The organism is Luteibacter sp. UNCMF366Tsu5.1, from assembly GCF_900119235.1.
Lineage (GTDB): Bacteria > Pseudomonadota > Gammaproteobacteria > Xanthomonadales > Rhodanobacteraceae > Luteibacter > Luteibacter flocculans.
The window spans coordinates 40,309-64,344 of sequence record NZ_FPIS01000003.1 but is presented as its reverse complement, the minus strand read 5'-3'; the positions used below and the strand labels follow the sequence as shown (position 1 = coordinate 64,344).

The following is a 24,036-nucleotide window of genomic DNA, read 5'->3' as shown; positions in this document are numbered from 1 at the left end:
CGAAATCCGGTGAGTTTACAGGCTGTGCCGGCCGCCGGCCGCCATGGGACGGCGACAGACTGTCACGCGCCGAGCTTTTCACTGACCGAAGCCAGGTCCTGGCGGACCTCGTCGATGCCTTCCCAAGGGTCTTTCTTGAGGCGGGCCAGCCGCTTCGGCAGGCTGCGCAGGTCGAAGGCATTGCCGGATTTCACCTTGCCCAGCTCTTCCCAGCGCAGGGGCACGGCCACCGGGGCGCCCGGCCGCGAGCGGAGCGAATACGACGCCACGGCCGTCGCGCCCCGGCCATTTCGCAGGTAATCGACATAGATCTTGCCGCGCCGGAATCGCTTCGTGGCCGTGGCGACGAATTCCAAGGGGTGAAGCGCCGCCATGGCCTCGGCGAAGCCACGCGCGAAGGTTTTCACCGTGTCCCAGTCGGCGCCGGGGTTGAGTGGTACGACCACGTGCAGGCCCTTGCCGCCGGTGGTGCGCACGAAGGACACGAGGCCCAGTTCGTCGAGTAGACCGCGCACCATGCGCGCTGCGGCCACCACGCGCCGCCAGTCCACGTCTTCCCCGGGATCGAGGTCGAAAACCACGCGGTCGGCGATATCGGGAGAACCTACGTGCGAACCCCAGGGATGGAATTCCACTGCGCCGAACTGCACGAGTTCGATGAGACCGGCTTCGTCGCGCGGATAGAGGTATACCGCCTGCGCGCCGGTTTCCTCCTTGAGCTTGGCAGTGCCGACGTGTTCGAGTCCCGCCATGACGTGCTTCTGGAAAAAGCACGGCGAGCCTATGCCGCCAGGGCAGCGGATGGTGGACGTGGGTCGATCCGCGATCGGTGGCAGCAACCACGGCATCACGGTGCGGTAGTAATTCACCACGTCCTGCTTGGTGATGCCGTCGTCGGGGAAGACGACACGGTCGGGATGCGTGATGACCACCGCGCTCGCATTGGCGGGAGCGGCTTTTGCGGACGCCTTCGTTGCACGCGTCTTCTTTCGGGCCGAGGGGGCGGATGGCGCCCGATCCGAATCGCGAAGGTCGTCGGGCGACTTGTCGGTACGAAGGGCTTTCAGGCTGGGCTGGCGCAGCAAATCCTTGTTGCCGATGCCGCGGTAATAGACCTCCACGACCGCCGTTGGCGCTACCCAAAGCGCACCGCGTAGGGTTGGGTCCACGGCGTCGATACGCACGGTGGGCTTCTTCGAACCATGCTTCGTCAGCGTCTTGCCGAGTTCGCGCAACATCTCGTCGGTGAATCCCGTGCCGACGCGACCCACGTAGATCCAGCCATCCGTGCCATCCGGCTTCGCCAGCAGTAGCGAGCCGAATGCGAGGCGTGAACCTTTCGCGGGCGTATAGCCGACAACAGCGAACTCATCGCTTTCGAGGCGCTTTATCTTCTGCCAGTCGTCACCGCGACCGCTGCGGTAGGCACCATTCGCACGCTTGGCGATGATGCCTTCGAGCTTCTGATCCATTGCCATGGCGAACACGTCGTCACCATGGCCGACGTTGTGCGCGCTGTAGGCAAGGTGCTTCGGCGCGTGTGCCAGCAAGCGTTCCAGTAATGCCTTGCGATCGACGAGCGACGCGCGCGAGAGGTCGTAGCCTTGGAGATAGGGCACATCGAAGAGCATGTATACGAGCGGCGCCTGTGCCTCACCCGATAACGTGCGCTGCAGGGCATTGAAGTCGCTACGGCCGGATGCGTCGAGTGCGATCAGCTCGCCGTCGAGGCGCGCGCTGTCCAGGCCAAGACCCTTGATCGCTTGCACGATCTCAGGAATGCGATCGTTCCAGGGCAGGGCGTTACGCGACCAAAGCAAGACCTCCCTGTCCGCGATGCCCGTGAGAATGCGGTAGCCATCCCATTTCACTTCGTGCACCCACTCGTCGCCTTTGGGCGGCGTCTCGCGGAGGCGGGCGAGTTGCGGCGGGAAAAACGCATTATCGGCTCTCGCCTTGCGCGCCCCTGGCACGGCAGCGGCGGCCTTTGTCAGCGATGCGGCCGACATCCGTCGTGTCTTCGACGCCGGCGGCGCCTTCTTGCGCGACGTGGACTTCTTTGCTGCCGCGCGAAGTCGTGGCGTGGTCGCCGCGCGGCGCGTGCTCTCGCGCATCTTCGCGTCGAGCAAGTCGTCTGCCTCGACGTCGCCGGCATAAGCGTCTTCCGCCTTGATAAGAAACCAGGCGGGTTGGCGCTCTTTCTTCGCGCTTCGCACGAGATGCCAGCTGCCTTTCAGGCGCTCGCCGAACAACTCGAACGTGAGATGACCCTTGCGCAGTTGCGCTTCGGGATCGCCTTGCGTCGCCCACACGCCGCGATCGAAGAGATCGACGTGGCCTTTGCCGTAGCCTTCCTCGATGTCGCCTTCGAAGTTGGCATAAGACACGGGATGGTCTTCGACTTCCACGGCGAGGCGTTTCAACTTCGGGTCGTAGCTAGGCCCCTTGGGCACGGCCCAACTGCGCAACACGTCACCGACCTGAAGGCGGAAGTCGAAGTGTCGACGCGACGCATGGTGCAGTTGCACCACGAAGATCGCCCGGCCTCCCGGCCGCACCGACTTCTCCGGTGCCGGCTCCCGGGTCTTCGCGAAGTTCCGCTTGCGTCGGTAGTCCTGCAGGCTCATGGCGGGATGGTTGGCGAGGCCGGGTGAACGCGCCGTGCAGCGTAGGCGAGCGCTGTCGGGGCACTTTCAGACTGGTCGTATGGGTCGCCGCCATCGCCACGGACAAACTCGGAGCCTCCCTACCGAGAGTCCATCATGAAGCCATGCCCCGCTGCGCGCGTCGTCGCCGCCGTCCTCATGCTCGTGTCGGCATGGGCGTCTCACGGAAAGGGGTGTCTGACGCATCCGGTCATGCCAGCACCGCAGGCCGTGTCGTTCGGCGTGGTGCGAGTGCCGGCATCGGCGGCAGTGGGATCTGTGCTTGCCGAGCGATCCACTACAGGCAGCACCGGGGGGTTCACCTGCAAATACCCGACACGTACGTCCGGTCTCGACATGTTCCAGACGTCCAGCCCCCTCGGTGATCACACCTACGAGACCAATGTGCCCGGTGTGGGGGTGCGCATCCACTTTCGTTACGCCTATTACGGCGACGTTGCCGCGCCTGACAACTTCAACATCGGTTGGGTCATAAAGGACGAACTGCGAGGCGCCAGCGTGCAGTTGATCAAGACCGGCCCCATCGCCCAGGGCGGAACGCTGCGCACTGGCAGACTTGCGCACGCGGGATACGACGGCAAGGTGCAGGCATGGGTGGACCTTGCCGATGCGCGCATCGAGCCCGAACGGCCGACCTGCGTCCTTCAATCGCGCAACGTGCATTTCGATCTCGGCAAGGTCGACAGCGCAGAGCTGGCCGCCCACGGCCACAGCGCATGGGTTACCGCCCCGTTGGTTGTCACGGAGTGCCAGCACGCGACGACGCTGCAGCTCACCTTCGATGGAGAAGCGGACCTGGACGCCCCTGGTCTGTTCAGGCTGAACGGCTTCGGCGCCGCACGTGGCGTCGCCGTAGAGCTGCGAAGCACCTACCTGGACGTACCTCTCGTTCCAAACGATCCCCGCGCTATCGAACTGCGTGCATGGCAGAGCGCTCATCAGCATGAGTTTCGTGCTCGCTACAAGGTCACCAGCGGCACGTTGACCCCCGGGCCCGCGAACGCCCACATCACCGTCAACGTGGGCTATCGGTGATGCATCGCGACGACCACCACGCAACCTTCCATCCATGAGGAACACCATGCATCGAACACGCTATTCGTGCTGCGCCGCCGCGCTTCTTCTATGTGCTACGGGCTCGTCCTTCGCAAAGCAATGTTTGTCGCATCCCAGCCAAGGTGCGACCCAGACCATCTCTTTCGGCGAGGTCACTGTTCCCAAGGACGCCAAGCCGGGCACGGTCCTGGCTGAGCGAACGGGCTCTCCCAAATACACGTTTCTCGTCACGTGTTTCCATCCCACGCGTACTTCGTCCCTGCATCTCTTCACCACGCCAAGCGCGTTCGGCGATGGCGTCTACGATACCAACGTGGAAGGCATCGGCATCCGCACATTCTTCGACTACTACAACTCCGGTCAGGCGGTGGCGCCCGAGCAGCTCTATATGGGGTGGATCATCAAATCGTATGTGGGTGCGGCGAAGGTCCAACTGGTCGTCACCGGCCCCGTGGAACGGGGCGGCGACCTGCGCACCGGCCGGCTCGCGACCGCCGGCTTCGATGGCCATGAGCAGGCCGTCGTCGACCTTGTCGATGCACGCATCGCCGTGCGGCGACCGGTCTGCCCCTTCCTCTCATCCGCGTCGACGACAAGCCGCCGCAACAGCGACGCTGCGCACGCCATGCTCAAGGAGACGCCATGAACACGACGAAACGTACCCTCACCATCGCTACTCTCGCTATCGCCCTGAGCCTGGCGCTCGGTACGCCGTCGGCGACCGCTGGCACTGTGGACTTTCGCGCATCTACGGGAATTTCGTACAACTTCATTGTCGTCAAGGTGAGTGAAGGCCTGTCTTCTCGCGACGCCGTCGGTGTCCAGGACTCGATAAGCGGCAGCCTGTCGCCCGTTGCAAAGCAGCGGCTCGACGTGTTCCCTCTGTTCGGCGTTATGCACGCGGGGCAAGCGCCGACTGGGAAGCGCGATGATCCGCGGGGCCTTGGACGCTACTACCGCGTGGTGCTGCCTACGGATGCAACGTTGGACACGGATCGCATCAACACCTACATGGAAGCGCTGGCCGCGCGCGACGATGTCGATCTCGTCTACCCCGAGCTGCGCCCCGTGCCCGTCGAATCACCTCACGCGGCCGGAAGCCATCAGGCGCGCGTGCGAGACGGTCTGGCTAAGGCCGCACATCCCGCGTCTGATCTGAGCAACCGGCAGTTCTATCTCTACGCACCGGACGCGCCCATGCGGGGCTATAGGCTCGGCGGCGTCGATTTCCACTACGCGAGTCGCCTGCCCGGCGGGCAGGGCGAGAACGTCACCGTCATCACCATGGAGCCGGGTGGCTGGGACGACCGCCACCCGGACCTTCCGGATTCGGCTCGCAATTTCGGTCCCTATATGATCGATAGCGCTGGCACGGCAACGGCAGGCATCCTCGCGGCCGTCGCCGACGGACAGGGCATGATCGGTATCGCCAACAAGGCGAGGCTGGCGCATGCATCGCTGGATATCGAGAACTTTGTCGAACTCGCGCGATACCTGAATCGCGGCGACGTGCTGACCCTTTCTTACGCCGCGGCTGCCGCACCGATTGCAGGGTGTCGTGTCGAATGCAGGTTGCCGATGGAATACATGCCCGCCTGGGCGGATGCCATCAAGCATCTGACCGATCGGGGCGTAGTGGTCGTCGAGAATGTGGGCGACAGTGGTATCGATCTCGATCATGCGGATTTTGCAGGTCGATTCAGTCGCTCTCACAGCGATTCGGGCGCCATCCTCGTCGGTGGTATCTGCGCCAAGGATGGGAGGCGCTCTCCGTCGAGCAACTACGGTTCGCGTGTCGATAGTGCGAGCTGGAGCTGCCAAGACGTACTCACCGCAACGATCGGGCCTGGTGTAATCGAAGGCAAGGAGGTCGAGGGATACACCGACATCCACGGCGGCACCGTGGCGGCGGCTGCCATCGTGGGCGGCGCCGCCGCGAGCGCTTCGAGCTACGCCAAGGCGAAACATCTGCCGTTGAGCGGTACCGAAGTGCGCACCTTGCTCAGCAGCACGGGCACGAGCTTCGACAACAACGACTCGGCCGTGATCGGTACGCACCCGGACTTGAAGAAGGCCTTCGTTGCGATCGATGACTGCGTGGAGAGCATGTCGAACTAGCGCGGGGACCGCATGGAGCCCTGTCGAGAGTTGTCGCGCATCCTGACGGCTCGCTACTCTCGCAGCTCCATGCCACCGATTCCTATAGCAATGCGCGACTTCGACGAGCCGTCTCTTCTGCTACCACGCCGACGATTCGTCCAGGGACTGACGATCGCCGGCATTGGCTTGGGCCTGGGCATCGTTCGTCCCGCGCGGGCAACATCGCCGATGCCCCCGCTACAGGAAGTCGGCGGTCCCGACGCCCATCTCATGATTCGCGAGGCGACGGTCGACTTTACGGGCCGTTCGCGGCAGGCCGTGACGGTCAATGGCGGCGTGCCGGGCCCCACCCTGAGATGGCGGGAAGGCGAAACAGTCGCCCTTCATGTGCACAACCAACTCGGCACCGTTTCGTCCATCCATTGGCACGGATTGGTCGTGCCTGCGGACCAGGACGGCGTGCCAGGTATCAGCTTCGCAGGTATTCCAGCGGGCGAAACCTTCACCTATCGGTTTCCCGTTCGGCAATCGGGTACCTACTGGTATCACGCGCATAGTCGCTTCCAGGAACAGAGCGGACTCTATGGCGCCATCGTGATCGAACCCAAGGGCGGCGAGCGCCACGCCGCAGATCGCGACTACGTGCTGCTTATCAGCGATTGGAGCGACGAAGACCCCGAGCGCATCTATGCGTCGTTGCGATCACGCAGTGACGTCTACAACATGGGCCAGCCCACCCTGGCGGATCTTGTTCGCGACGTGCGTTCGAACGGTGTGACCGCTGCGATGGACAAGCGGCGCATGTGGAACCGCATGCGAATGAACCCGACGGACCTCGCGGACGTCTCGGCGGCGACCTATACCTATTTGATCAACGGCACCTCCCCCGCCGGCAACTGGACGGGACTTTTCCGTCCCGGCGAGCGCGTGCGCCTTCGCGTCATCAATGGGTCGGCCAACTCGATCTTCGATCTACGTATTCCCGGCCTTCGCCTGCGCGTTATCGCCGCGGATGGCCAGGACGTCGAACCGGTCGACGTGGACGAACTGCGCCTGTCCGCCGCTGAGACTTACGACGTGCTGGTGGAGCCGCGTGAGGATCGGGCCTATACGATCGTCGCGCAGTCGATCGATCGGTCCGGTTATGCGCGTGCCACGCTCGCGCCGCGTCTCGGCATGACGGCGCCCGTTCCCGCACTCGATCCGCGCCCAAGGTTGTCGATGCGCGACATGATGGGCGCCATGGATGGTGAAGCGGACGCCGGCCCGATGGCCATGGCCCACCACGCACGCACGGAATACGGGCCCGGAGTGGACATGCGCGTGGACATGCCGCGCACGAACCTCGACGATCCCGGCGTAGGACTGCGCGAGCGCACGCACCGCGTGCTCACTTACGCCGATCTGCGAACCCTCGGCGGCCCGCTGGACGATCGCGAACCGGGGCGGACCATCGAGCTGCATCTGACAGGCAACATGGAGCGCTACGCGTGGTCGTTCGACGGCGTGAAGTATTCATCCGCCACGCCCGTGCACTTCCGCCAGGGCGAGCGGCTGCGGATCCGCCTCGTCAACGACACGATGATGAATCACCCCATTCACCTGCACGGCATGTGGAGCGAGGTCGAATCACCCGACGGAAGCTTCCAGGTGCGCAAGCACACGGTCAACGTGCAGCCCGCGCAGCAGGTGAGTTATGCCGTCACCGCCGACAACCCGGGACATTGGGCCTTCCACTGCCACATGCTTTTCCACATGGAAGCCGGCATGTTCCGCGAAGTGGTGGTGTCGTGAACTGGCGCGCAATCATCCTCTCGCTGGCTCTTGCCGCGCCCGGTATTGCTAACGCGCAGTCGATGTCCGTTATGGATCATGCAGCCATGGGTCACGGCGACGTACCGGCTTCGCCCCCGGCGCAAGACGAACACGCTCAACCGGCGCACGCCGATGCCCACGACGACGCCCCGATGTCGATGGGCGCCATGCAGGGCGGTGCGGCGCCATCAAACGCGCGCAGTCCAGACTGGTCCGATGGCGTCGCACCGTCCAGCATGGAAGGTATGACGATGATGGACATGGACGATCGCTCGTCCGTTGCCAATCTGCTGCTCGATAACCTGGAGAGCTTCGCTGGCAAAGGCAGCCACGGTCAGTCGTGGGAGGCCGATGGCTGGTACGGCAACGACACCGACAAACTCTGGCTGCGCAGCGAAGGCGAGCGCACGGGCAGTCGCCCACAGGACGGCGACGTCGAAGCCTTCTGGAACCATGCCGTGGCGGCGTTCTGGGACACGCAGCTCGGTGTGCGCCGCGACTTCGGCGAAGGCCCGGCACGTACCTGGGCTGCCGTTGGCATTCAGGGGCTGGCACCCTACTGGTTCGAAGTCGAGGCGACGCTGTACGCCGGTGCGGACGGCCGCACGGCCGCACGAGCGCGAGTGGAGTACGAACTGCGTTTGACGCAGCGTCTGATCCTGCAGCCGGAGCTTGAGATCAACGCGTACGGCAAGGCCGATCCGTTGCGCGAGATCGGTGCGGGGCTATCCAGTGTGGATGGCGGTTTGCGTCTGCGTTATGAAATCCGTCGATCGTTCGCCCCCTATGTCGGCGTGACTTGGGAACATCTGACAGGCGGCACGGCGGATCTCGCGAGGGACGCGGGCCGACGCATCACGGATCGCCGCTGGGTGGCCGGCATTCGCCTTTGGTTCTGAACACGCAGCATCTGGCCGCAAGATGTGATGCGGCGGACAGGCGACAACGGAAGACACGCGTGCAATAGACAACGTCGCTACCGACTCGCCGCGATCGGTCGATCGGGCCGCAGGGTGGTGGCGGCGATGACGGCCGAGAGCGCGGCCAACGCGGCAGAAACCAGCATCACGACACGAAACCCCGCCACGAACGCTACGCCGATCGCTTCGCGTGCTTGTGGATCGCCGATCTGGATACCTGCCAGTTTCGCTCTCTGTGCGCCGATCTCGCGGACGACGTCGCCGGGTAAGGTGAGTGCCGCCAGTCGCGTATCGAGCGAGTCATTGAAAACCACGGTGAGGATGACGCCGAAGACAGCGATGGCGAGCAGGCCCGCGGTGCGCGAGACCGCATTGTTCACGCCGGACGCCGTGCCAGCATGTTGTGGCGGCAAAGCGTTCATCACCGTCGTCGTGAGCGGCGCGACCACGATGCTCATGCCGAGCCCCAGCACGCAACTCGCGGGGAAGAACGTCGTCCAGTAGTTGCCATCGATGCCCGGCAACGCATACAGCGCGAAGCCTGCACCCGCGACCAGCGGCCCGACCATCAGCGGCAGCCGCGCGCCGACGCGATCCACGAGCCGGCCCGTCCAGCGCGACAGCGCAAACATGATGAGGATCGTCGGAAGCAGTGAGGCGCCTGCCGCTGTGGCGCCATAGCCGTGCACCTGAATGAGATTGAGCGGAATGAAAAAGAGGCTGCCGCCGAGCGCGGCGTAGAGCAGAAGCGTCAGCGCATTGGCCGACGCGAACTCGCGATGGCGAAACAACGACAGCGGCAGCATCGGCGAGATCGACCGCCGTTCAACGACAACGAACGCGAGCAATGCCACGACGCCGCCGACTGCCGCGACCACCACCGACGGCGCCAACCACCCACGCGTCGGTGCTTCGATCAAGGCAAACACGACCCCCGCCAGACAGAGCGTCGCCAGCACCGCGCCCATGATATCGAGCTGCCCTGTCTGCGCTCCGCGGCTCTCCGGCACGCGCCACAGGCAGATGGCTACCAACGCGACGCCCAACGGCACGTTGATCAGGAACGCCCAATGCCACGACACGTGTTCCACCAGATAACCACCGATCACGGGGCCGGCCGCCGCGGTGATGCCACTGAAAGCGGACCACGTACCGATGGCCACTCCGCGGCGCGCCTTCGGGTACGCACTGCTGATAAGAGCGAGACTACCCGGCACGAGCAGCGCGGCACCCAATCCTTGCCATGCGCGAGCACCGATGAGCGCACCTGCGGAGGTTGAGACGGCACAAGCAAGCGAGGCCAGCGTGAAGACGGCCGCACCGATCACGAACACGCGACGCCGGCCGTAGCGATCGCCCAACACACCACCAACGAGCAGCAGCGCAGAGAGCAGCAGCGCATAAGCTTCCATCACCCACTGCGCGTCCGCGGTGGTCGCATCGAGTGCGCGCTGGATCGCTGGCAGCGCCACATTCACGATCGTGCCATCGACGAAGGCCATGCCCGATCCCACGATCGCTGCGACCAGCGTCCACCGCCTCGACGCCTCGCTGCAGGCAACGGCGTCGTCCTCAGCGTTCTCGCCGTGCAGGATAGGGAAGCCGGTCATGGGCCGAGGCTACTCGCTCGGGCGAACCTCTGTCTTGTACATCCGAGGCACGACGATATCGCGTTGACAGGCCAGGACCATCCGGCGACATTCGAGGATCACACGACGTGGGGAGCGGGGCATTGAATCGACGTGAATTCACGAAGGCCTTGGCGGCCGCGGGTGCTCTCGGCAGCAGCTTGTGGCCGGGGGCGCGAGCCTTTGCAGCATCATCGGCCGCACCAGCTACGCCGAAGTCGCACGTCATCGTCGATTCCGAACGGCTGTTGGCGCTACAACAGGCCTTTCTCGACCTGCGCTTCGGCATGTTCATCCACTTGAACATGGCGACTTTCGAGGAGCGCGAATGGGGCGACCCCACGTTGTCGCCGACGCTGTTCGATCCGAAACACCTCGATACCGATCAATGGGCGCGCGCGGCCAAGTCCGCCAACATGGGTTATGCCTGCCTCACCACCAAGCACCACGATGGGTTCTGCCTCTGGCCGACGAAGACGGGCAGCGCCAACGTCATGCAGTCGTCGTTTCCACACGACGTGGTGCGCCGCTATGTGGATTCCTTCCGCAAGGCCGGTCTCAAGGTGTGTCTGTACTTTTCCATTCTCGATCTGCGCCAGGACATTCGCGCGCGCACCGTCACGCCGGAGAAGATCGCCCTCATCAAGGCTCAGCTCACCGAATTGCTGACCCAGTACGGACCGCTGACGGCGCTGATCCTCGATGGCTGGAATGCCTCGTGGTCGCGCATTTCGTATGCGGAGCTTGCGTATCGCGAGATCTACGATCTGGTGAAGTCGTTGCAGCCCGATTGCTTGCTCACCGATCACAACGCGGGCAGCTACCCCGGCACAGCGCTGTACTACACGGACATCAAGCAGTACGAGCAACACGCCGGCCAGAAGATCCCTCCGAACAGCCCCGTGCCGTCGCAGTCGGGAACCACCTTGCAGAGCGACTGGTTCTGGAAGAAGGCTTATCCCACGTCGGAACTGGCATCGGCGAAGACGATCGTCGAGGAGTGGCTGAAGCCGTTCAACGATAACCACTGCAATCTCATCCTCAACGTCGCACCCAACCGCGATGGACGCTTCGACGACAACGCCGTGGCCCGGCTGGCCGAGATCGGCCAGCTCTGGAAGAACCCCGGTCCCGCGCCGAAGATTGGCCGCTCGGTCACCATCACCACGCCGGACCTCGCAGCTGGCCGCCCTGCCTGGGCCAGCGTAAGCGACGAAGCGGTCGGTCCCGACCAGGCCTTCGACGATAACTTCCGCACCTACTGGCTTGCCGATCGCGGCAAGGAAGACGCATGGATCGAGGTGCGCTTCGATGCACCCGTGTCGTTCAACACGGTGTCGATCGTAGAGCCGCTGCATGCCGAAGACTATGGCGACACGAGCCGCATTGCGTCGTACGCGGTGGAGGCGGAGCGCGATGGGCGCTGGGTGGCCCTCGTCTCCGGCGGAAAGCCGGCGCCGTACCAGTTTCATGAGCTGCCGCGCACGACGGCCCAGAGGGTCCGCCTCCGATTGAACGGCAAGCAGCCCGGTATCACGGAATTCGGGCTTTACGACGAACCTCGCGCCTGAAACACGCTGCCATCACGACTTGGGAACCCGGGACTTGCCACCATTTTCAGGTATCGGGGCAACGCCCGGGAGGTGAACCATGGCGACCGGATGGGCGGGCGACACCGCCGTACAGGATCAGATCGACGCCACCATCGAGGACGCGGTCAAGCGCGCGCGCAGCCAACTCGCCAAAGGGCCGAGCCTGGAGCGCTGCGAGGAATGCGACAAGCCGATACCGGAAGCACGGCGCAAGGCCGTGCCCGGGGTCAGGCTTTGCGTGGCCTGCCAGGAAGCGGCAGACCGCGATGCCGCCGCTTTCAGTGGCTACAACCGCCGCGGCAGCAAGGACAGCCAGCTCCGCTGATGTGCCTCGGGGTATGTTCGGCCGTCCGCGAGCGCGATGTCGATAGCGTGCCGCATAGCCGCCAGGCGGCCTCAGCCGTCGAAGCCGTTCTCCCCGATGGCCTCGACCAGATAGGACACGAACGACGCGATCCGGGCCGAGATGGCTGTATTGCGGTAGTACACCGCATTGATCGGTTGGCGGAACGCTACCGTCTGCTCCGGTAGCACCTGGACAAGCCGCTCCGCCTCACGATCGACACGCGTCATGAAGTCGGACAGGCAGACGATGCCATTCCCCTCCAGCGCGAGCTGGCGCAGGGTCTCGCCGCTGGACGAACCGATCGTCGGCTTGATGTGGACCGGTTGGCCCTGCCCATCCAGCAGAGGCCATTCGTTGAGCGAATCCGGTTCGGTGAAGCCGAGCAGGCTGTGCTTGGCCAGATCCGCCACGTGCTTCGGCGCGCCGTGGCGACGCAGGTAAGCCGGGCTGGCGAGGCAACGGATCTGGCTCGTCGCGATCGGACGCGCGTGCAGGGTGGAGTCCTTTAACCGTCCGATCCTCAGGGCCACATCGGTACGGCGCTCCAGCAGGTCGATGTAACCCTCGCTGCTTTGCAACTCCAGCGCCACATCGGGGTAGCGCTCCCGATATCCGGCAATCAACGGCACCACCACGTGCAGCATGAACGGCGATGCGGCATCGACACGAAGCCGCCCGGCAGGCCGGGCGCGTCGCGAGGCCATCTGCTCCTCGGCACTTTCCACCGCGGCCACGATGTCACGGGCGCGCTCGAGGAACACCTCACCCTCGTCGGTGAGTTCGAGGCGCCGCGTGGTGCGCCGCAGCAGCGTGGTGTTGAGCTTCTGCTCCAGCCTGCCCAATGTGCGGCTCGCCGCCGATACCGTCTGGTCGAGTTGCTGGGCAGCGCTGGTGATCGACCCCGTATCGACCACGGCAATGAAGTTCTGGATTTCGTCGAGCGTGATGTTCATCGTTGCGCACAGGCCAAGTATGTGTCGCTTATATCCCGCTTCGGGCGCAAGGATAAAGGCGAGCGCCTATTCCTAGGGTCATCACGAAAATTTCACATACGCTCGGCGTGTCCGTGAGAGGCTGGTCTGAGAGAACGATGCGGGCCAGTCGAGTGCCAGCATCCACGGGGAATTCGCCCTGGCCTCTGGTCAGATGGAGAATTCCCTATGAATACCCTGCCCCATGCACGCCGGTTCCGTGTGTCTTGCACCGACCGAACCGGTCTCGCCTTGATCGCCGAGGTAGCCGCCACTCGTGAGCCGAGCGGTTGGTTCTGGCATGCCGTTTTTCCAGGCACCGGGGTACCTCCGGCGGAGATCCTCGGCGCATCGCGGTCGTTCGAGGAGGTGGCCACCGATATCTGCAAACGCGTGAGTACGCTGCAGGCGGTGGGTGCTGTCATCGAAGAGCGTGGCGAAGCGGATCTCGATGGCGTGAGCGCGAACGGATAACGGCATCGGCGCGGTTTCGCCGCGCGCTGTTCAGCAAGGTGTAATGCCGCTCCTCGCTATCTGTACCACCTCTTGCCGGTGGTCGCGCAACGGTGTGCGCAGGTCCTCTTGGAGCGCACCCATGCGACAACTCATCCCGTCTCTGCTGGTCGTCCTGCTCGCCGCCTGCCGTGGCGGTCATACCGAATCGCCGGTGCAGGCGCCGGGTGCGGACAAGTCGACGAAGACGAAGGCACTCGAAGTCGGCGCTGCGATGTTGCAGCGAGCGCCCCCCATAGGTGCGCTCGACATGTACCTCGACGGCTTCCACTTCTACAACGGCCACCGCGATAGCCAGATGGAAGCGCATCACTATTGCTCGGCGCTCAACGAGGAAGTGAATCAGTGCGTCATCTATGACGGTAACGACAAGAACGCCAAGATCATGGGCGTGGAATACATCATCAGCGCCCGACTTTTCAGGGCGCTTCCCGATGACGAGAAGCCGCTATGGCACAGTCATGCGTACGAGGTAACCTCCGGCGAACTCGTTGCGCCGGGGCTTCCGGAGGTGGCAGAACACGCGCTGATGCAAAAGCTCGCCAGTACCTACGGCAAGACTTTCCACACTTGGCATACGGATCTCGACAAGCAACTGCCGTTGGGCGTGCCGCAACTCATGATGGGATTCACTCAGGACGGGCAGATCGATCCGGCGATGGTGCGCACACGCGATGAGCGATTTGGCGTGAACACGGCGGAGAAACGCAAGGAGCGCGCCGACATCAAACCGCCACCGGTCGAGCCGGGCGCCGATGCGTGGCAAGAAGGCGAGGTGGTGCAGTTCGCTGACCCGACAAGTGGCGCCAAGGGTCACCAGCCCTCGCGAGCCAAGTCGCAGCCCGAGAGCGAGCATTGAACCCCAGCCTCACGCCCGGCCTGCGAGCCAGAAGGCGAGATTCCTGACGTAGCGATGGGTCGAGCGTAGCGCTTCGGGATGGCGACGCATGCCATCGCCCGGCGCCTCGGAGACGAAGGAGGGGCAACCGGCCGCCGTGTCCCAGTTGTAATCGACGAAATGATGAAAGGTCGATTCCGCGATGGCGGGGCCGCCTGCGTCGGAAGGGTCGAACGCGACGGCAAGATTGAAATCCCGCCCGCTGATCTTGCTACGCCCTTTCAGAATCACGCGGCTACTCGCGTCCCCGGCCGGGGCATCGACCGCGCCCTCGTGCGGATGGGATGGCAGGAACGCAATGACGCCGGACGGCGACTCGGGATCGCGCAGCACCGGATGCACGTTGCCGACCGCGTCCACCTGCTGGAAGTCGCCGTTGGCACCGGAGTGATAGTTCGGCCAGGAAATATCGGCGGTCGCCATGTCGTCACGACAATGCCGACTCGCATCGGGATCCAGGTTGTGCGTGTGGAAGTGATGGGCCGCGCCGATGCCGGCCAGTCCGCAGATGGAGCTGCCAAGGTCCATATGGTCGCGCGTCACCATCAGCCCGCCGCCACGACGGCGGAACTCGCTCAACCCGGCGCAGTCTTCGGCGGTCAGACCGTTGCCGGTGTCGACCGCGAACAGCCACACCTGTCGAACATCGCTGTCGGGAAGCGTAGAGAGCACCGGGTCGGGCGCGCCGAGTGATGCGCGGTTTCGCGCTGTGACCCGGAAGGCCGCTGCGCCGTCCTCATCGACAAGGCTCTCCAGGAACGCTTTCAGAAGACTGAAACGACCAATGTGCCAGTCGTCCCTGTCGCCTTCGATGGTGGTTTGCAGGAGGATGTGTTGCATAACGGCCGCCCCGAGTAACGTGATCCGGTCCATCTAAGCAGGCCATCGTTTCGCTGGCTTGTACAGAGGACGCGGCGTCGCTCGGTCCATGACATCGCTCGGCTATCTCACGCTAGTCACGGTCTCCCGCGGTGCCAGGGAGCCTGGATTGCTTCCTGGCATACACCGTGTTGCAGCGCGAGCGAGCGGATCAGCGACCGCCGCCGGAGGTCGGCGTCGACGTTCCACCGGAGGTGCCGCCCGACGTGCCGCCCTGCGTGCCTCCGGACGTGCCACCGCTGGTACCGCCCGACGTCCCCGTCGACGTGCCGCCGCTCGTGTTTCCCGAACCCGACGTGCCGCTGGATGAGCCGGACCGCGTGCGGTGATGACCCGTGCCGGCGTTTCCGGCCGCGTCACTGCTGGACGACGAGCCGCCACTCTGCGTGTCCATGCCGGAGGAATCGCGGCCCTGCGAACCCATCCTCGACGAGTCGTTTTGCGCGCCGCCATTCGACGTTCCATCTTGCTGGCCGCTACCGCTGCGAGTGCGGTCCTGGGTCTGCGCTCCGTGCTTGTCCTGCGGGTCGGTGTTCTGGCCCACGGACGCCGCGGACTGTGCCATGGCGGACGTGCCGACCACGGCAAGCGAAAGGGCCAAGCCGGACATAAGGATCTTTTTCATGACGGTCTCCCGTGTGATTGCGACGCCCAAAAGTGGACGTCGCATCACCTTGCACGGACGGTGATGAAGCCACCGCAAGGCGATACCCCTTTCGGAAACACGTCGCTGAATCGAATGCGATGCGCTTTCACGCGTGTCGCTGCCGCGTCTATGCATCGGAACGTGCGCGTAACGGATCGGTCGCGGAAGCTTTCGGAAGGCCTTCCAGCGGAGCGGCGCGCGGCATGTACGTCTCACCCGCCCATCGGCGAACAGATCTCGACGACGATGCCGTTCAGGTCACGCACGTGACCGACGCGCTGGCCCCAGGGCTTTTCTTCGATGGGACGGATGACCGATGCGCCATGTTTCACTGCGTGAGCGTATGCGGCTTCGGGTGCTTCGGTGACAAAGGCGATTTCCATCGGTGGTGCGGATTTGTTCGGCGTCGCGTGATCGATGATCAGTCCATTGGCCTCGGCCATGGACTCGTGGGCGAAAGCCAGCGCAGTTGTTCCGGTTTCGAGTTCGGCGTACATGCCGGACTCGTGCAGAAAGCGGCAGTGCAGACCAAAGGCCGCTTCGTAGAAGGCGACGGCTGCCGGAACGTCAGGAACGTAAAGAATGGTGTAGCCGAAGCGCATGGCGGACTCCCTGTGAAGATCAGCCCGCATGGTAAGGGCCGCTCGACGGCGACGCTTGAATCAATCGGCCAACGATCCGAGCGGCATCGTAACGAGGGTGACGGGTGTTCGCTGGCCTGGGGTGAAGCCACCGAAGCGTTGGCATTCGCGCGTCAGGTGGGCCTGGTCGCTGTAGCCGCAGGCGGCGGCAACGTCGGCCAACATGGGGGCGGATTCCGCGCTCATGATTCGCATGGCCTTATGGAAACGCAGTATGCCGGCGAATGTCTTCGGCGGCAGGCCGATCGCTTGTCGCACGTGACGGCGCAAGGTGCGCGCCGGCGTGCCCGTTAGCGAAGCCAGTTCGCTGATCGCGACCGTACCGGCACTGTGATGCAGTCGTTCGATAGCGATGCGAGCGGGTTCAGGCAAGGCGGCCGCCATCGCGGCACGTCGCAGCGCAAGGGCACGAAATGCGGCGCGTATCTGCGGCAGGCCGCGAGCCTGCATGAGGGGAGACAAATCATCGCCGAGCGCAACGAGCACGTCATCGCCGCGCAGCGCAGCATCGGCCACCCGTGAGGGCGCGACGCCCAGGCAGGCGCCGAATCCAGGCGAGTAGCGCGCGCCGATAAACCATTGATCCTTTTCCACGGGAAGGCGGTTCGGTCGACTCGATGCACCAATGATCGCGACCGAGACCACGCGCTCCTCGCCAGCCACCGCAACGTCGCAGCGCGCAACAAGGTCCATGCGCCCGTCCGGCAACACCACGTAGGTTCCGGGCGAAATGATCGATGTCTCCCACAGCGCTTCGATGACCGCGTCTGGAGCATCGTCGCAGGCAGGTTGTTCAATGTAGCGATAGCGCATGCGCGGCCTGGGTGGCTGAATGCACGAAGCTTAGCTTTGGACGACTCACCTGTCCCGCATCGATCGTCGCCGATAGCTCCTTTGCTAGCTGCCCAGGCCGCGCATGGCATGGTTCAAACCATCGCGTGGAAGACTCAATGCTTCTGACGATGAATATCCGAGCTGTTCCGGTTGAGCGACTTGTTGAGATTGTGCTGCTCGCGCTTGGTCAGGTGACCATTGTGCGCTGCCTCGTCGCGGCTCTCGCGTTGCGCGATGTTGGCGTCGCGGGTCTCGTCGCGGGCTGCTTGCCGGCCATTCATCGTGCCATTGGCTTCGCCGTTCGCGACCCGATCCTGCTGGTTATCCAAGCGCTGATTGACCTCGTTCACTCGCGGGTGCCCCGGCACCGGCGTGGCGTCCTGCGCGAAAGCCGGGCTCGCAGAGACAAGGGCAGTGCCAAGAATCATGCCAAATACGGCGAATGCAGATCGGGTCGTCATCGGTCGGTGCCTCGTGTGGCGTGGATGGTAGGCGCGTAACGAGGTATATCCCTGCCGGTTGACGAGCGGACCAACTATCCAGCGGCGCGGTTAAGGCTCCGGTTATGACGCGCGGCAGCATCGTAGGCGCCCATGGTCGAGTGGGGTCGGCCCGAAAAGCGGGGAGCTTTTGGACGATCGCGACGTTGCGACCTATCGCCCGCAATCGAAGTGCCGCGGGCGCTCGACGTTAAGTACGACGGCCGGTCATTTGTCCCTTATCAACGGCAGCACGCGCTCGCGAAGCACCTTGTACTCGGCATCCACAACCGCCTGGTTCGGGTCGTGGCCGGACTGTTCCAGCAGCACCCAACCTTTCTGCGGTGCAGTGATCGACTCGTAATAACGGCGGGCCAGTTCCGGGGGCGCCAGCAGATCATGTGCGCCTTCGACGAAGAACACGGGGATGGCGAAGTCCGTACCCAACTTGGGCAGGTTCACTTGTGACAGCATGCCGTCGCCATGCATGCCAACGAAGTTGAGGAACGAATAGTCCTCGCCTGCTTCGTAGTCGGCTTCCGCTTTTTTCGTCGTATAGGCTGGCGCGCGGTGCCAGCTATCGGGCGGCGGCACGGTACCCTTTGCATCGTACTTGCGAATGATCCGGCGGACCTTGCCGAAGCTGCGTGGATCGGTCCACGGCGGTGACCCGACCTGTGTGAGTACCGCGAGGGAATCCTTGTCGTTTGCCCCGGTCGCCAGAACAACGAGCTTCTTGTAGCTCTCCGCCTGGGCTTCCTCCGAATTGACGATCTGGGACGTGCTCACGTAAGCGTAGAAAAGCTCCGGGTGCGACTTCGCCATGTAGACGGCGAGAATCGAACCCCATGAGCTACCCCACAGGATGACCTTGCGCTTTCCGTAGCGCTTGGCGAGGTAAGCGGCCAGTTCGTCGCCGTCCTGGGTCATCCGCTCGATGGTCAGCTTCTCGTCGGGAGCCGGCGGGCTGCGTCCGTAGGTCATGCCGGCGCCACGTTGGTCCCACTGGACAACAATAAAGTCGCGGTATCCATCACCGTAGATGCTGTCGGAAAGGCCGCTGAGCGGATTACCGGGGCCGCCACTGATGAAGAGTAGAACGGGATTGGCGCAGCTATCTCCCTTGGCTGTCACCCATTGCTCGATGCCTCCGATGACGACGTAGCCCGACTCGTCCACCTTCGAGGGTTTGCCCTTGCAAGATGGCGAGAGGCTAACGGCGCTCCCTTTGGGCGCTTCGGCGCAGACCGCAATAGAAGATCCCACCGCCATCGCCAGCCCGAAGGCCAGCGCGATCCACTTCGTCATCCGATGTCCCCTGTGTCGCGGCCGACCGCGCGCTGCCTCAGACAGTGCCTGATCGCCGCGGCGCTGTCATGCGCCTTGTGGCGATCGCATTCCCGTTGCTACCTCCCATGCATCGGCGGGGGACTACCGAGGAAAAAGATGCAGGGCGGCATATTGAAGAAGCATGATGGTCTTGCCGTCGCGGATCGTTCCCGAAGCGATCATGCCAAGCGCCTCGTCGATATCGACTTCCATCACGGCGATGTCCTCACCCTCGTCTTCGTTACCGCCACCTGCGGTGGCGCGGTCGCCGGGTTCGTATTCGCACACGAAGAAGTGCAGGCGTTCGGTGACCGACCCCGGGCTCATGAAGGCATCGAAGACGGGGCGAACGTCGCGCAGCTTGAAACCGGTTTCTTCCATGGCTTCGGCGCGGATGCGGGCTTCCGGTTCCGCGTTGTCGAGCAGGCCGGCGGGTACTTCGATCAGCAGATCGTCATGGCCGTTGACGAAGGCGGGGTATCGAAATTGCCGCGTGAGGATCACGGTGCGCCGTTGGGGATCGTAAAGCAGGATGGCTGCGCCGTTGCCGCGATCGTAGGTCTCCCGAGACTGCCGCTGCCACGCGCCATCGCTGCGCTGAAACGACAGGATCGTCTTTTTCAGGACATACCAATCGTTGGACAGAACGGTGACGTCTTCGACCCGGATACGGTGCGCAATGCTCATGAAGCGGTCCCTGGCGGTGGCTGAGGCTGGCAAATCCGCCTCTGGATGACGCCGGAGTGTCGTGCAATATCGTGCAAGGTCAAGGAAATTCGTGCAGGCGGTAACCGGGCATGCTGACAAGCGAGCGCAAGGCTTTGATCCAGAAGGTGCTTAAGAGAGACGGCCGGGTGGTCGCCAAGACGCTCAGCCAGGAACTCGGCCTCTCCGAAGACACCATCCGGCGAGATCTCCGTGAGCTGGCGAGCGAGGGCGTCCTGCAACGGGTGCATGGCGGCGCGTTGCCGGCGTCGCCGGCCGTCGCTGACTTTGCCCAGCGCGAACAATCCGGATCGCCTGCCAAGGCAAGCCTTGGGCGCGTCGGCGCCGGGCTAATCCGGCCAGGGCAGATCGTCTTTCTCGATGGTGGCACCACCAACGTGCACCTGGCCCGTCAGCTTCCTCCCGATCTGAAAGCCACGGTGGTCACCCACAGCCCAAGCATCGCCGTGGAACTCGCGCGCCATCCATCGGTAGACGTCGAGCTGATCGGCGGGCGACTCTTCAAGCACTCGATCGTCGCCATGGGCTCAGCGAGCGTCGAAGCGATCTCGCGCATCCGCGTCGATACGTACTTCATGGGCGTCACCGGACTGCACCCAGAGACTGGCGCCACCACGGGCGATAACGAAGAAGCCGCCATGAAGCGCACCATCGCACGGCAGGCCGCCGAAACAATTGTGCTGGCCACGCGCGAGAAGCTGGGCGCCGCATCGGCGTTCGGCATCATGCCGCTGTCGGGGATGTCGACGCTGGTGATCGAGGTCGATGAAACCGACGACGTGCTGGCGCCGTACTACGCGGCGGGGCTTTCGATCGTTACTTTGTGAGGTGTGCATTCTTAGTGCGTAAGTAACGACGGAGACGGCGCTGTAGTCGTCGGTGCACCGTCGCCGCGCACGCTACTTAGGCGCGCGCCGCTCGAGCCGCTGCGCATAAAGCACCTCATCTGCGCGAGCAACGACAACGGCTACGGGTTCTCTGGGCTCGGCCTTTGCCCACCCGGTACTCACGCCAATGCCTCGCTGTGCTGCTTCGGCCTGAATGTCGGTGCTCAATGCCGGCAGGCGAAGCGGGTCACTGACCACCAGCAGAAACTCGTCGCCGCCTAAACGCACCACCGCGTCCTCGTCACGGCAACAGTCGCCGAGAAGCGTTGCTGTGGCGATAAGGATTTCGTCGCCACGTGCATGCCCGAAGGAGTCGTTGATGGCCTTGAAGTGGTCCAGATCCAAAACCACGCATCCCCATCGGCGACCGTCCACAACCCACTGCTCCAACTGTTCCAGGTAGCGACGATTGAACGCCTTGGTAAGCGGATCGCGGGTAGACCACTCGACCAACAGGCGTTGATAGCGATGTTCTTCGGTGATGTCCTGGGCACTGCCGAGGACATAGGGGCCCTCGGTGCTGTCCTCTCTCAGGTTTTGGTATCGCCAATAGCGTTGGCCGCCATCTGCCGCTTCCAACTCCATCACACCCGCGTCCATGCCTTGTGTGGCGATTCGTTGCAGATAGTCGGCGAACCCAGCCCGCCGCCGCGCGGGCATAAACTCCGTCAGCGAGCGACCCAGCATCTGGTGGACGGCATAACCGAGCGAGTTCGCAGCGGCCGGGTTGACGGACAGGAGGACGCCCTCCAGGTCATGCGTGCAGATCAGGCTCAAGGAATACTCGAAAAGTTGCCGAAAACGTCGCTCGCTGGCCTGCAGTGCCTCGAGCGCGCGCCGCCGATCGGTGACGTCCTGTATGGCACCGGCCAGGCGCACCGGCCGTCCGGCTTTTGTTTCACGCGCACCGACGGTACGCACCCAGATGCGCCGACCTCGTGCGGTCACGAGCGGCAGTTCAAGATCCCACGGTTCGCCTTCGGCCAGACATCGTTCGACGGCCTTCTGAATGACAAGACGTGCCCCGGGCGGGTAGAACGACAAGGCCTCGTCAAGCGGCGGAACGTAGTCGGCGGGTACCTCATGGATCGCACACGTCTGCTCCGACCAGCGCAACGCATGCGTGACCAGGTCCAGTTCCCACCCGCCGACACGCGACAGTTTCCCGGTGCGTTGGAGGAACTGCTGGCGCTCGCGCAATTCGGCTTCGAGCGCCTGCGAGGTTGTCGCCAGTCGGCGGGCCTCTGCGGCTTCGTGCTCCGCCCGGTCACGCTGCTCCATCAATTCCAGGCGGCTCTCCAGGGCCAATGACGCAGCCTGGGCCAAGCGAGCCAGCGCCTCTCGCTGCCCATCCGTCAGCGTGCCTGGCACTGGGCCAAGCACGCACAGTGAGCCGACGGTCGCGCCGTTACTGGTTCGGATGGGGAAGCCCGCGTACGCGCGGATGCCCGGTTCGCCCGTCACCATCGGGTTGCTGGCGAAGCGTGGGTCCGTCCGGGCGTCATGCACCTCCACGGACCGGCTGTCAGTCACCACGTGATGGCAGAACGCCACCTCGCGCGGGGTCGAGGACACGCCCGGCAAACCGTGGTTGGCCTTGAACCACTGCCGATGCTGGTCCATCAGGCTCAGTAGGGACATCGGCATGCCGGTAATCGCCGCGGCAGCCTGGACCAGGGCGTCGAAGAGCGCTTCCGGCGCCGTGTCCAGCACGCGCAGTTCGTGGAGTCGCCGCAGTCGTTCGTTCTCGTTCAAAGGCCGCGCGCGCTCAGACGACAGGAGTGATGAACCTCGCAGCAGACAGCGCGTCGGTCAAGCGCCGAGTTAAGCATACGTGCGCGCAGCAAATGACACCTCAGTTCGCAGTTCCATCCGACAAGGCCTTTCGCCTGCTTCACGGTGTTGCGGGTGTTACCGGGTTCTATAAGCTTGGCGGTATGAATACCGAATCCACAGACGATTTGCACGGCACCCTCCATCTAGAACCAAGGCAGATACCGCTTCCAGCCTCGATCAGTCCAGCCGCCAGGGCTTGGATGGGCAAACAGATCACCAGTGAAGGTGTCGCTCGTCATGCATTGATGAGCTTGCCCGAAGTGTCGGACCACTCAGGATGGAAGCGTCTGCAAGCCATGTCGGCTGCGCTATATGCAGAAATGCTCGCGGGCAAACACGGCGCAGCAGGTGCCCCGTTGCAAACCATCCGCGAGGGGGCGACGACGATGCACGTTGCGCGGCCTTCCCATCCGAAGAGCGAAGCCGTGTATCTCGACATCCATGGCGGAGCTTTGGTTTTCGGAGAAGGTGAACCCTGCCGCGTAGGTGCTCAGCAGCAATCGGAACTGCATCGCCTGGCTCCGGACCATCCCTATCCGGCTGCTCTCGAAGACTGTCTCACAGCGTATCGATTTCTCCTGGCGCGATACCCCGCAGAGGCCATCGTCGTAGGTGGTCGATCTGCAGGCGGGAACCTGGCGGTAGCCATGTTGCATAGAGCGCGCGATGAAGGCTTGCCGATGCCATCCGGACTGGTGTTGCTGTCGCCGGAAGTCGACTTGACCGAGTCGGGTGACAGTTTCCAAACGAACCGCGACCTGGACGTCGTACTGCCCCGCTCACTGATGAAGCAGAATCTCCTTTACGCGGCGGGTCACGATCTAGCGCATCCTTCTCTGTCGCGCCTCTGTTTGGCACGTTCGAAGACTTTCCTCCAACGTTCATTCAGTCGGGGACAAGAGACTTGCTGCTGTCCAACGCAGTGCGGCTCCATCGTGCATTACGACAAGCCAAGGTCGCCGCGGAGTTGCACGTATTCGAAGGTATGCCGCATGGAGGGTTCGGGGGCGGCACGCCTGAAGACGACGACTTGGCGGGCGAGCTTACGGGTTTTGTTGATGGCTGCCTTACGACGAAAAAAGCCTAAAGTCGGTATAGAAATATAGCCTGACGGTACGGCCGCTAGTCACGGCCTTCGCGCATGGGGTTGCCGACTCTGCTAAGCCAATAAGTTATTTGTGCAGACACCATGCCAAGCCAGTGACGACCATCCGGTTAACATGGTCCTGAAGGTGATTGTAGTTATCGTGTGGGCCTTACTAAACATTAGTGCG

At 63.7% G+C, this 24,036-nt stretch carries 22 protein-coding genes; 11 read left to right on the top strand and 11 right to left on the bottom strand.

Translation table 11 applies throughout. The features are described 5' to 3' along the window. Window positions 1–62 precede the first annotated feature (62 nt). Window positions 63–2,627 carry a DNA ligase D gene (gene ligD, locus BT115_RS14120; RefSeq protein ID WP_072323272.1) on the bottom strand — a complete coding sequence of 855 codons (2,565 nt, stop codon included), beginning with the start codon at window positions 2,625–2,627 and terminating at the stop codon, window positions 63–65. A 231-nt stretch (window positions 2,628–2,858) separates the two neighbouring features. On the opposite strand from ligD, the gene BT115_RS14115 reads away from it, so the two are divergent. The 5 genes from BT115_RS14115 to BT115_RS14095 all read left to right on the top strand — a co-directional run bounded on the left by BT115_RS14115 (window position 2,859) and on the right by BT115_RS14095 (window position 8,536). Further along, the gene (locus tag BT115_RS14115) at window positions 2,859–3,701 is read left to right on the top strand and encodes a fimbrial protein (protein ID WP_177257423.1); all 843 of its coding nucleotides are present in this window, start codon (window positions 2,859–2,861) and stop codon (window positions 3,699–3,701) included. Window positions 3,702–3,825: 124 nt separating this feature from the next. Further along, window positions 3,826–4,368, top strand: a complete 543-nt coding sequence (locus BT115_RS14110) for a hypothetical protein (protein ID WP_072323270.1) — start codon at window positions 3,826–3,828, stop codon at window positions 4,366–4,368. Then, a complete protein-coding gene (locus BT115_RS14105; protein ID WP_072323269.1) occupies window positions 4,365–5,840 on the top strand; it encodes a S8 family serine peptidase in 1,476 nt (491 codons plus the stop codon). Before BT115_RS14110 ends, BT115_RS14105 begins: the two co-directional genes overlap by 4 nt. Window positions 5,841–5,930: 90 nt before the next feature. Beyond that, window positions 5,931–7,616 carry a copper resistance system multicopper oxidase gene (locus BT115_RS14100; RefSeq protein ID WP_072323268.1) on the top strand — a complete coding sequence of 562 codons (1,686 nt, stop codon included), beginning with the start codon at window positions 5,931–5,933 and terminating at the stop codon, window positions 7,614–7,616. Continuing rightward, window positions 7,613–8,536 carry a copper resistance protein B gene (locus tag BT115_RS14095; RefSeq protein ID WP_255369444.1) on the top strand — a complete coding sequence of 308 codons (924 nt, stop codon included), beginning with the start codon at window positions 7,613–7,615 and terminating at the stop codon, window positions 8,534–8,536. Before BT115_RS14100 ends, BT115_RS14095 begins: the two co-directional genes overlap by 4 nt. Window positions 8,537–8,613: 77 nt before the next feature. Here the strand turns inward: BT115_RS14095 and BT115_RS14090 are convergent, their stop codons facing one another. Then, on the bottom strand, window positions 8,614–10,167 hold the full coding sequence (locus BT115_RS14090; RefSeq protein ID WP_072323267.1) for an MFS transporter: 1,554 nt from the start codon (window positions 10,165–10,167) through the stop codon (window positions 8,614–8,616). Window positions 10,168–10,289: 122 nt separating this feature from the next. Between BT115_RS14090 and BT115_RS14085 the strand changes: the two genes are divergently transcribed. Both BT115_RS14085 and BT115_RS14080 read left to right on the top strand, forming a co-directional pair. After that, on the top strand, window positions 10,290–11,756 hold the full coding sequence (locus BT115_RS14085; protein ID WP_083527492.1) for an alpha-L-fucosidase: 1,467 nt from the start codon (window positions 10,290–10,292) through the stop codon (window positions 11,754–11,756). A gap of 79 nt (window positions 11,757–11,835) precedes the next feature. Then, complete coding sequence (locus BT115_RS14080; RefSeq protein WP_072323265.1) at window positions 11,836–12,102, top strand: DksA/TraR family C4-type zinc finger protein; 267 nt, start codon at window positions 11,836–11,838, stop codon at window positions 12,100–12,102. A 71-nt stretch (window positions 12,103–12,173) separates the two neighbouring features. On the opposite strand, the gene BT115_RS14075 is transcribed toward BT115_RS14080, so the two are convergent. Next, on the bottom strand, window positions 12,174–13,076 hold the full coding sequence (locus BT115_RS14075; protein WP_072323264.1) for a LysR substrate-binding domain-containing protein: 903 nt from the start codon (window positions 13,074–13,076) through the stop codon (window positions 12,174–12,176). A gap of 207 nt (window positions 13,077–13,283) precedes the next feature. Here BT115_RS14075 and BT115_RS14070 point away from each other — a divergent pair, with 207 nt between their 5' ends. Both BT115_RS14070 and BT115_RS14065 read left to right on the top strand, forming a co-directional pair. After that, window positions 13,284–13,568 carry a hypothetical protein gene (locus tag BT115_RS14070; RefSeq protein WP_072323263.1) on the top strand — a complete coding sequence of 95 codons (285 nt, stop codon included), beginning with the start codon at window positions 13,284–13,286 and terminating at the stop codon, window positions 13,566–13,568. 121 nt (window positions 13,569–13,689) lie between these two features. Beyond that, on the top strand, window positions 13,690–14,466 hold the full coding sequence (locus tag BT115_RS14065; protein ID WP_072323262.1) for an OBAP family protein: 777 nt from the start codon (window positions 13,690–13,692) through the stop codon (window positions 14,464–14,466). A 9-nt stretch (window positions 14,467–14,475) separates the two neighbouring features. Here the strand turns inward: BT115_RS14065 and BT115_RS14060 are convergent, their stop codons facing one another. The 7 genes from BT115_RS14060 to BT115_RS14030 all read right to left on the bottom strand — a co-directional run bounded on the left by BT115_RS14060 (window position 14,476) and on the right by BT115_RS14030 (window position 20,000). Next, window positions 14,476–15,378 carry a hypothetical protein gene (locus BT115_RS14060; RefSeq protein ID WP_255369443.1) on the bottom strand — a complete coding sequence of 301 codons (903 nt, stop codon included), beginning with the start codon at window positions 15,376–15,378 and terminating at the stop codon, window positions 14,476–14,478. Window positions 15,379–15,535: 157 nt separating this feature from the next. After that, window positions 15,536–16,009 (bottom strand): hypothetical protein, encoded by a 474-nt coding sequence (locus BT115_RS18480; RefSeq protein WP_143144576.1) that lies wholly within the window; start codon window positions 16,007–16,009, stop codon window positions 15,536–15,538. Window positions 16,010–16,242: 233 nt separating this feature from the next. Next, on the bottom strand, window positions 16,243–16,632 hold the full coding sequence (locus BT115_RS14050) for a VOC family protein (protein WP_072323259.1): 390 nt from the start codon (window positions 16,630–16,632) through the stop codon (window positions 16,243–16,245). Window positions 16,633–16,692: 60 nt separating this feature from the next. Then, window positions 16,693–17,484, bottom strand: a complete 792-nt coding sequence (locus BT115_RS14045) for a helix-turn-helix domain-containing protein (protein WP_072323258.1) — start codon at window positions 17,482–17,484, stop codon at window positions 16,693–16,695. Window positions 17,485–17,618: 134 nt separating this feature from the next. Then, on the bottom strand, window positions 17,619–17,966 hold the full coding sequence (locus tag BT115_RS14040) for a hypothetical protein (RefSeq protein ID WP_072323257.1): 348 nt from the start codon (window positions 17,964–17,966) through the stop codon (window positions 17,619–17,621). Between the two features lie 246 nt (window positions 17,967–18,212). Then, window positions 18,213–19,292 carry an alpha/beta fold hydrolase gene (locus tag BT115_RS14035; RefSeq protein ID WP_083527490.1) on the bottom strand — a complete coding sequence of 360 codons (1,080 nt, stop codon included), beginning with the start codon at window positions 19,290–19,292 and terminating at the stop codon, window positions 18,213–18,215. 123 nt (window positions 19,293–19,415) lie between these two features. After that, the gene (locus BT115_RS14030; RefSeq protein ID WP_072323256.1) at window positions 19,416–20,000 is read right to left on the bottom strand and encodes an NUDIX domain-containing protein; all 585 of its coding nucleotides are present in this window, start codon (window positions 19,998–20,000) and stop codon (window positions 19,416–19,418) included. Window positions 20,001–20,110: 110 nt separating this feature from the next. On the opposite strand from BT115_RS14030, the gene BT115_RS14025 reads away from it, so the two are divergent. Then, complete coding sequence (locus tag BT115_RS14025; protein WP_072323255.1) at window positions 20,111–20,866, top strand: DeoR/GlpR family DNA-binding transcription regulator; 756 nt, start codon at window positions 20,111–20,113, stop codon at window positions 20,864–20,866. 72 nt (window positions 20,867–20,938) lie between these two features. Here BT115_RS14025 and BT115_RS14020 read toward each other — a convergent pair whose 3' ends face one another. Continuing rightward, window positions 20,939–22,681 carry a sensor domain-containing diguanylate cyclase gene (locus BT115_RS14020; RefSeq protein WP_255369442.1) on the bottom strand — a complete coding sequence of 581 codons (1,743 nt, stop codon included), beginning with the start codon at window positions 22,679–22,681 and terminating at the stop codon, window positions 20,939–20,941. Window positions 22,682–22,710: 29 nt separating this feature from the next. On the opposite strand from BT115_RS14020, the gene BT115_RS14015 reads away from it, so the two are divergent. Next, the gene (locus tag BT115_RS14015) at window positions 22,711–23,868 is read left to right on the top strand and encodes an alpha/beta hydrolase fold domain-containing protein (RefSeq protein ID WP_255369441.1); all 1,158 of its coding nucleotides are present in this window, start codon (window positions 22,711–22,713) and stop codon (window positions 23,866–23,868) included. Window positions 23,869–24,036 lie beyond the last annotated feature (168 nt).

Bases quoted from the DNA above. Each gene is read 5' to 3' on its own strand.
- BT115_RS14025 (WP_072323255.1), top strand. From the start codon at position 20,111: ATGCTGACAAGCGAGCGCAAGGCTTTGATCCAGAAGGTGCTTAAGAGA.
- BT115_RS14060 (WP_255369443.1), bottom strand. From the start codon at position 15,378: ATGGACCGGATCACGTTACTCGGGGCGGCCGTTATGCAACACATCCTC.
- BT115_RS14080 (WP_072323265.1), top strand. From the start codon at position 11,836: ATGGCGACCGGATGGGCGGGCGACACCGCCGTACAGGATCAGATCGAC.
- BT115_RS14090 (WP_072323267.1), bottom strand. From the start codon at position 10,167: ATGACCGGCTTCCCTATCCTGCACGGCGAGAACGCTGAGGACGACGCC.
- BT115_RS14015 (WP_255369441.1), top strand. From the start codon at position 22,711: ATGAACCTCGCAGCAGACAGCGCGTCGGTCAAGCGCCGAGTTAAGCAT.
- BT115_RS14065 (WP_072323262.1), top strand. From the start codon at position 13,690: ATGCGACAACTCATCCCGTCTCTGCTGGTCGTCCTGCTCGCCGCCTGC.
- BT115_RS14030 (WP_072323256.1), bottom strand. From the start codon at position 20,000: ATGAGCATTGCGCACCGTATCCGGGTCGAAGACGTCACCGTTCTGTCC.
- BT115_RS14040 (WP_072323257.1), bottom strand. From the start codon at position 17,966: ATGACGACCCGATCTGCATTCGCCGTATTTGGCATGATTCTTGGCACT.
- BT115_RS14100 (WP_072323268.1), top strand. From the start codon at position 5,931: ATGCGCGACTTCGACGAGCCGTCTCTTCTGCTACCACGCCGACGATTC.
- BT115_RS14105 (WP_072323269.1), top strand. From the start codon at position 4,365: ATGAACACGACGAAACGTACCCTCACCATCGCTACTCTCGCTATCGCC.
- ligD (WP_072323272.1), bottom strand. From the start codon at position 2,627: ATGAGCCTGCAGGACTACCGACGCAAGCGGAACTTCGCGAAGACCCGG.
- BT115_RS14045 (WP_072323258.1), bottom strand. From the start codon at position 17,484: ATGCGCTATCGCTACATTGAACAACCTGCCTGCGACGATGCTCCAGAC.
- BT115_RS14070 (WP_072323263.1), top strand. From the start codon at position 13,284: ATGAATACCCTGCCCCATGCACGCCGGTTCCGTGTGTCTTGCACCGAC.
- BT115_RS14115 (WP_177257423.1), top strand. From the start codon at position 2,859: ATGCCAGCACCGCAGGCCGTGTCGTTCGGCGTGGTGCGAGTGCCGGCA.
- BT115_RS14050 (WP_072323259.1), bottom strand. From the start codon at position 16,632: ATGCGCTTCGGCTACACCATTCTTTACGTTCCTGACGTTCCGGCAGCC.
- BT115_RS14075 (WP_072323264.1), bottom strand. From the start codon at position 13,076: ATGAACATCACGCTCGACGAAATCCAGAACTTCATTGCCGTGGTCGAT.
- BT115_RS14035 (WP_083527490.1), bottom strand. From the start codon at position 19,292: ATGACGAAGTGGATCGCGCTGGCCTTCGGGCTGGCGATGGCGGTGGGA.
- BT115_RS18480 (WP_143144576.1), bottom strand. From the start codon at position 16,009: ATGAAAAAGATCCTTATGTCCGGCTTGGCCCTTTCGCTTGCCGTGGTC.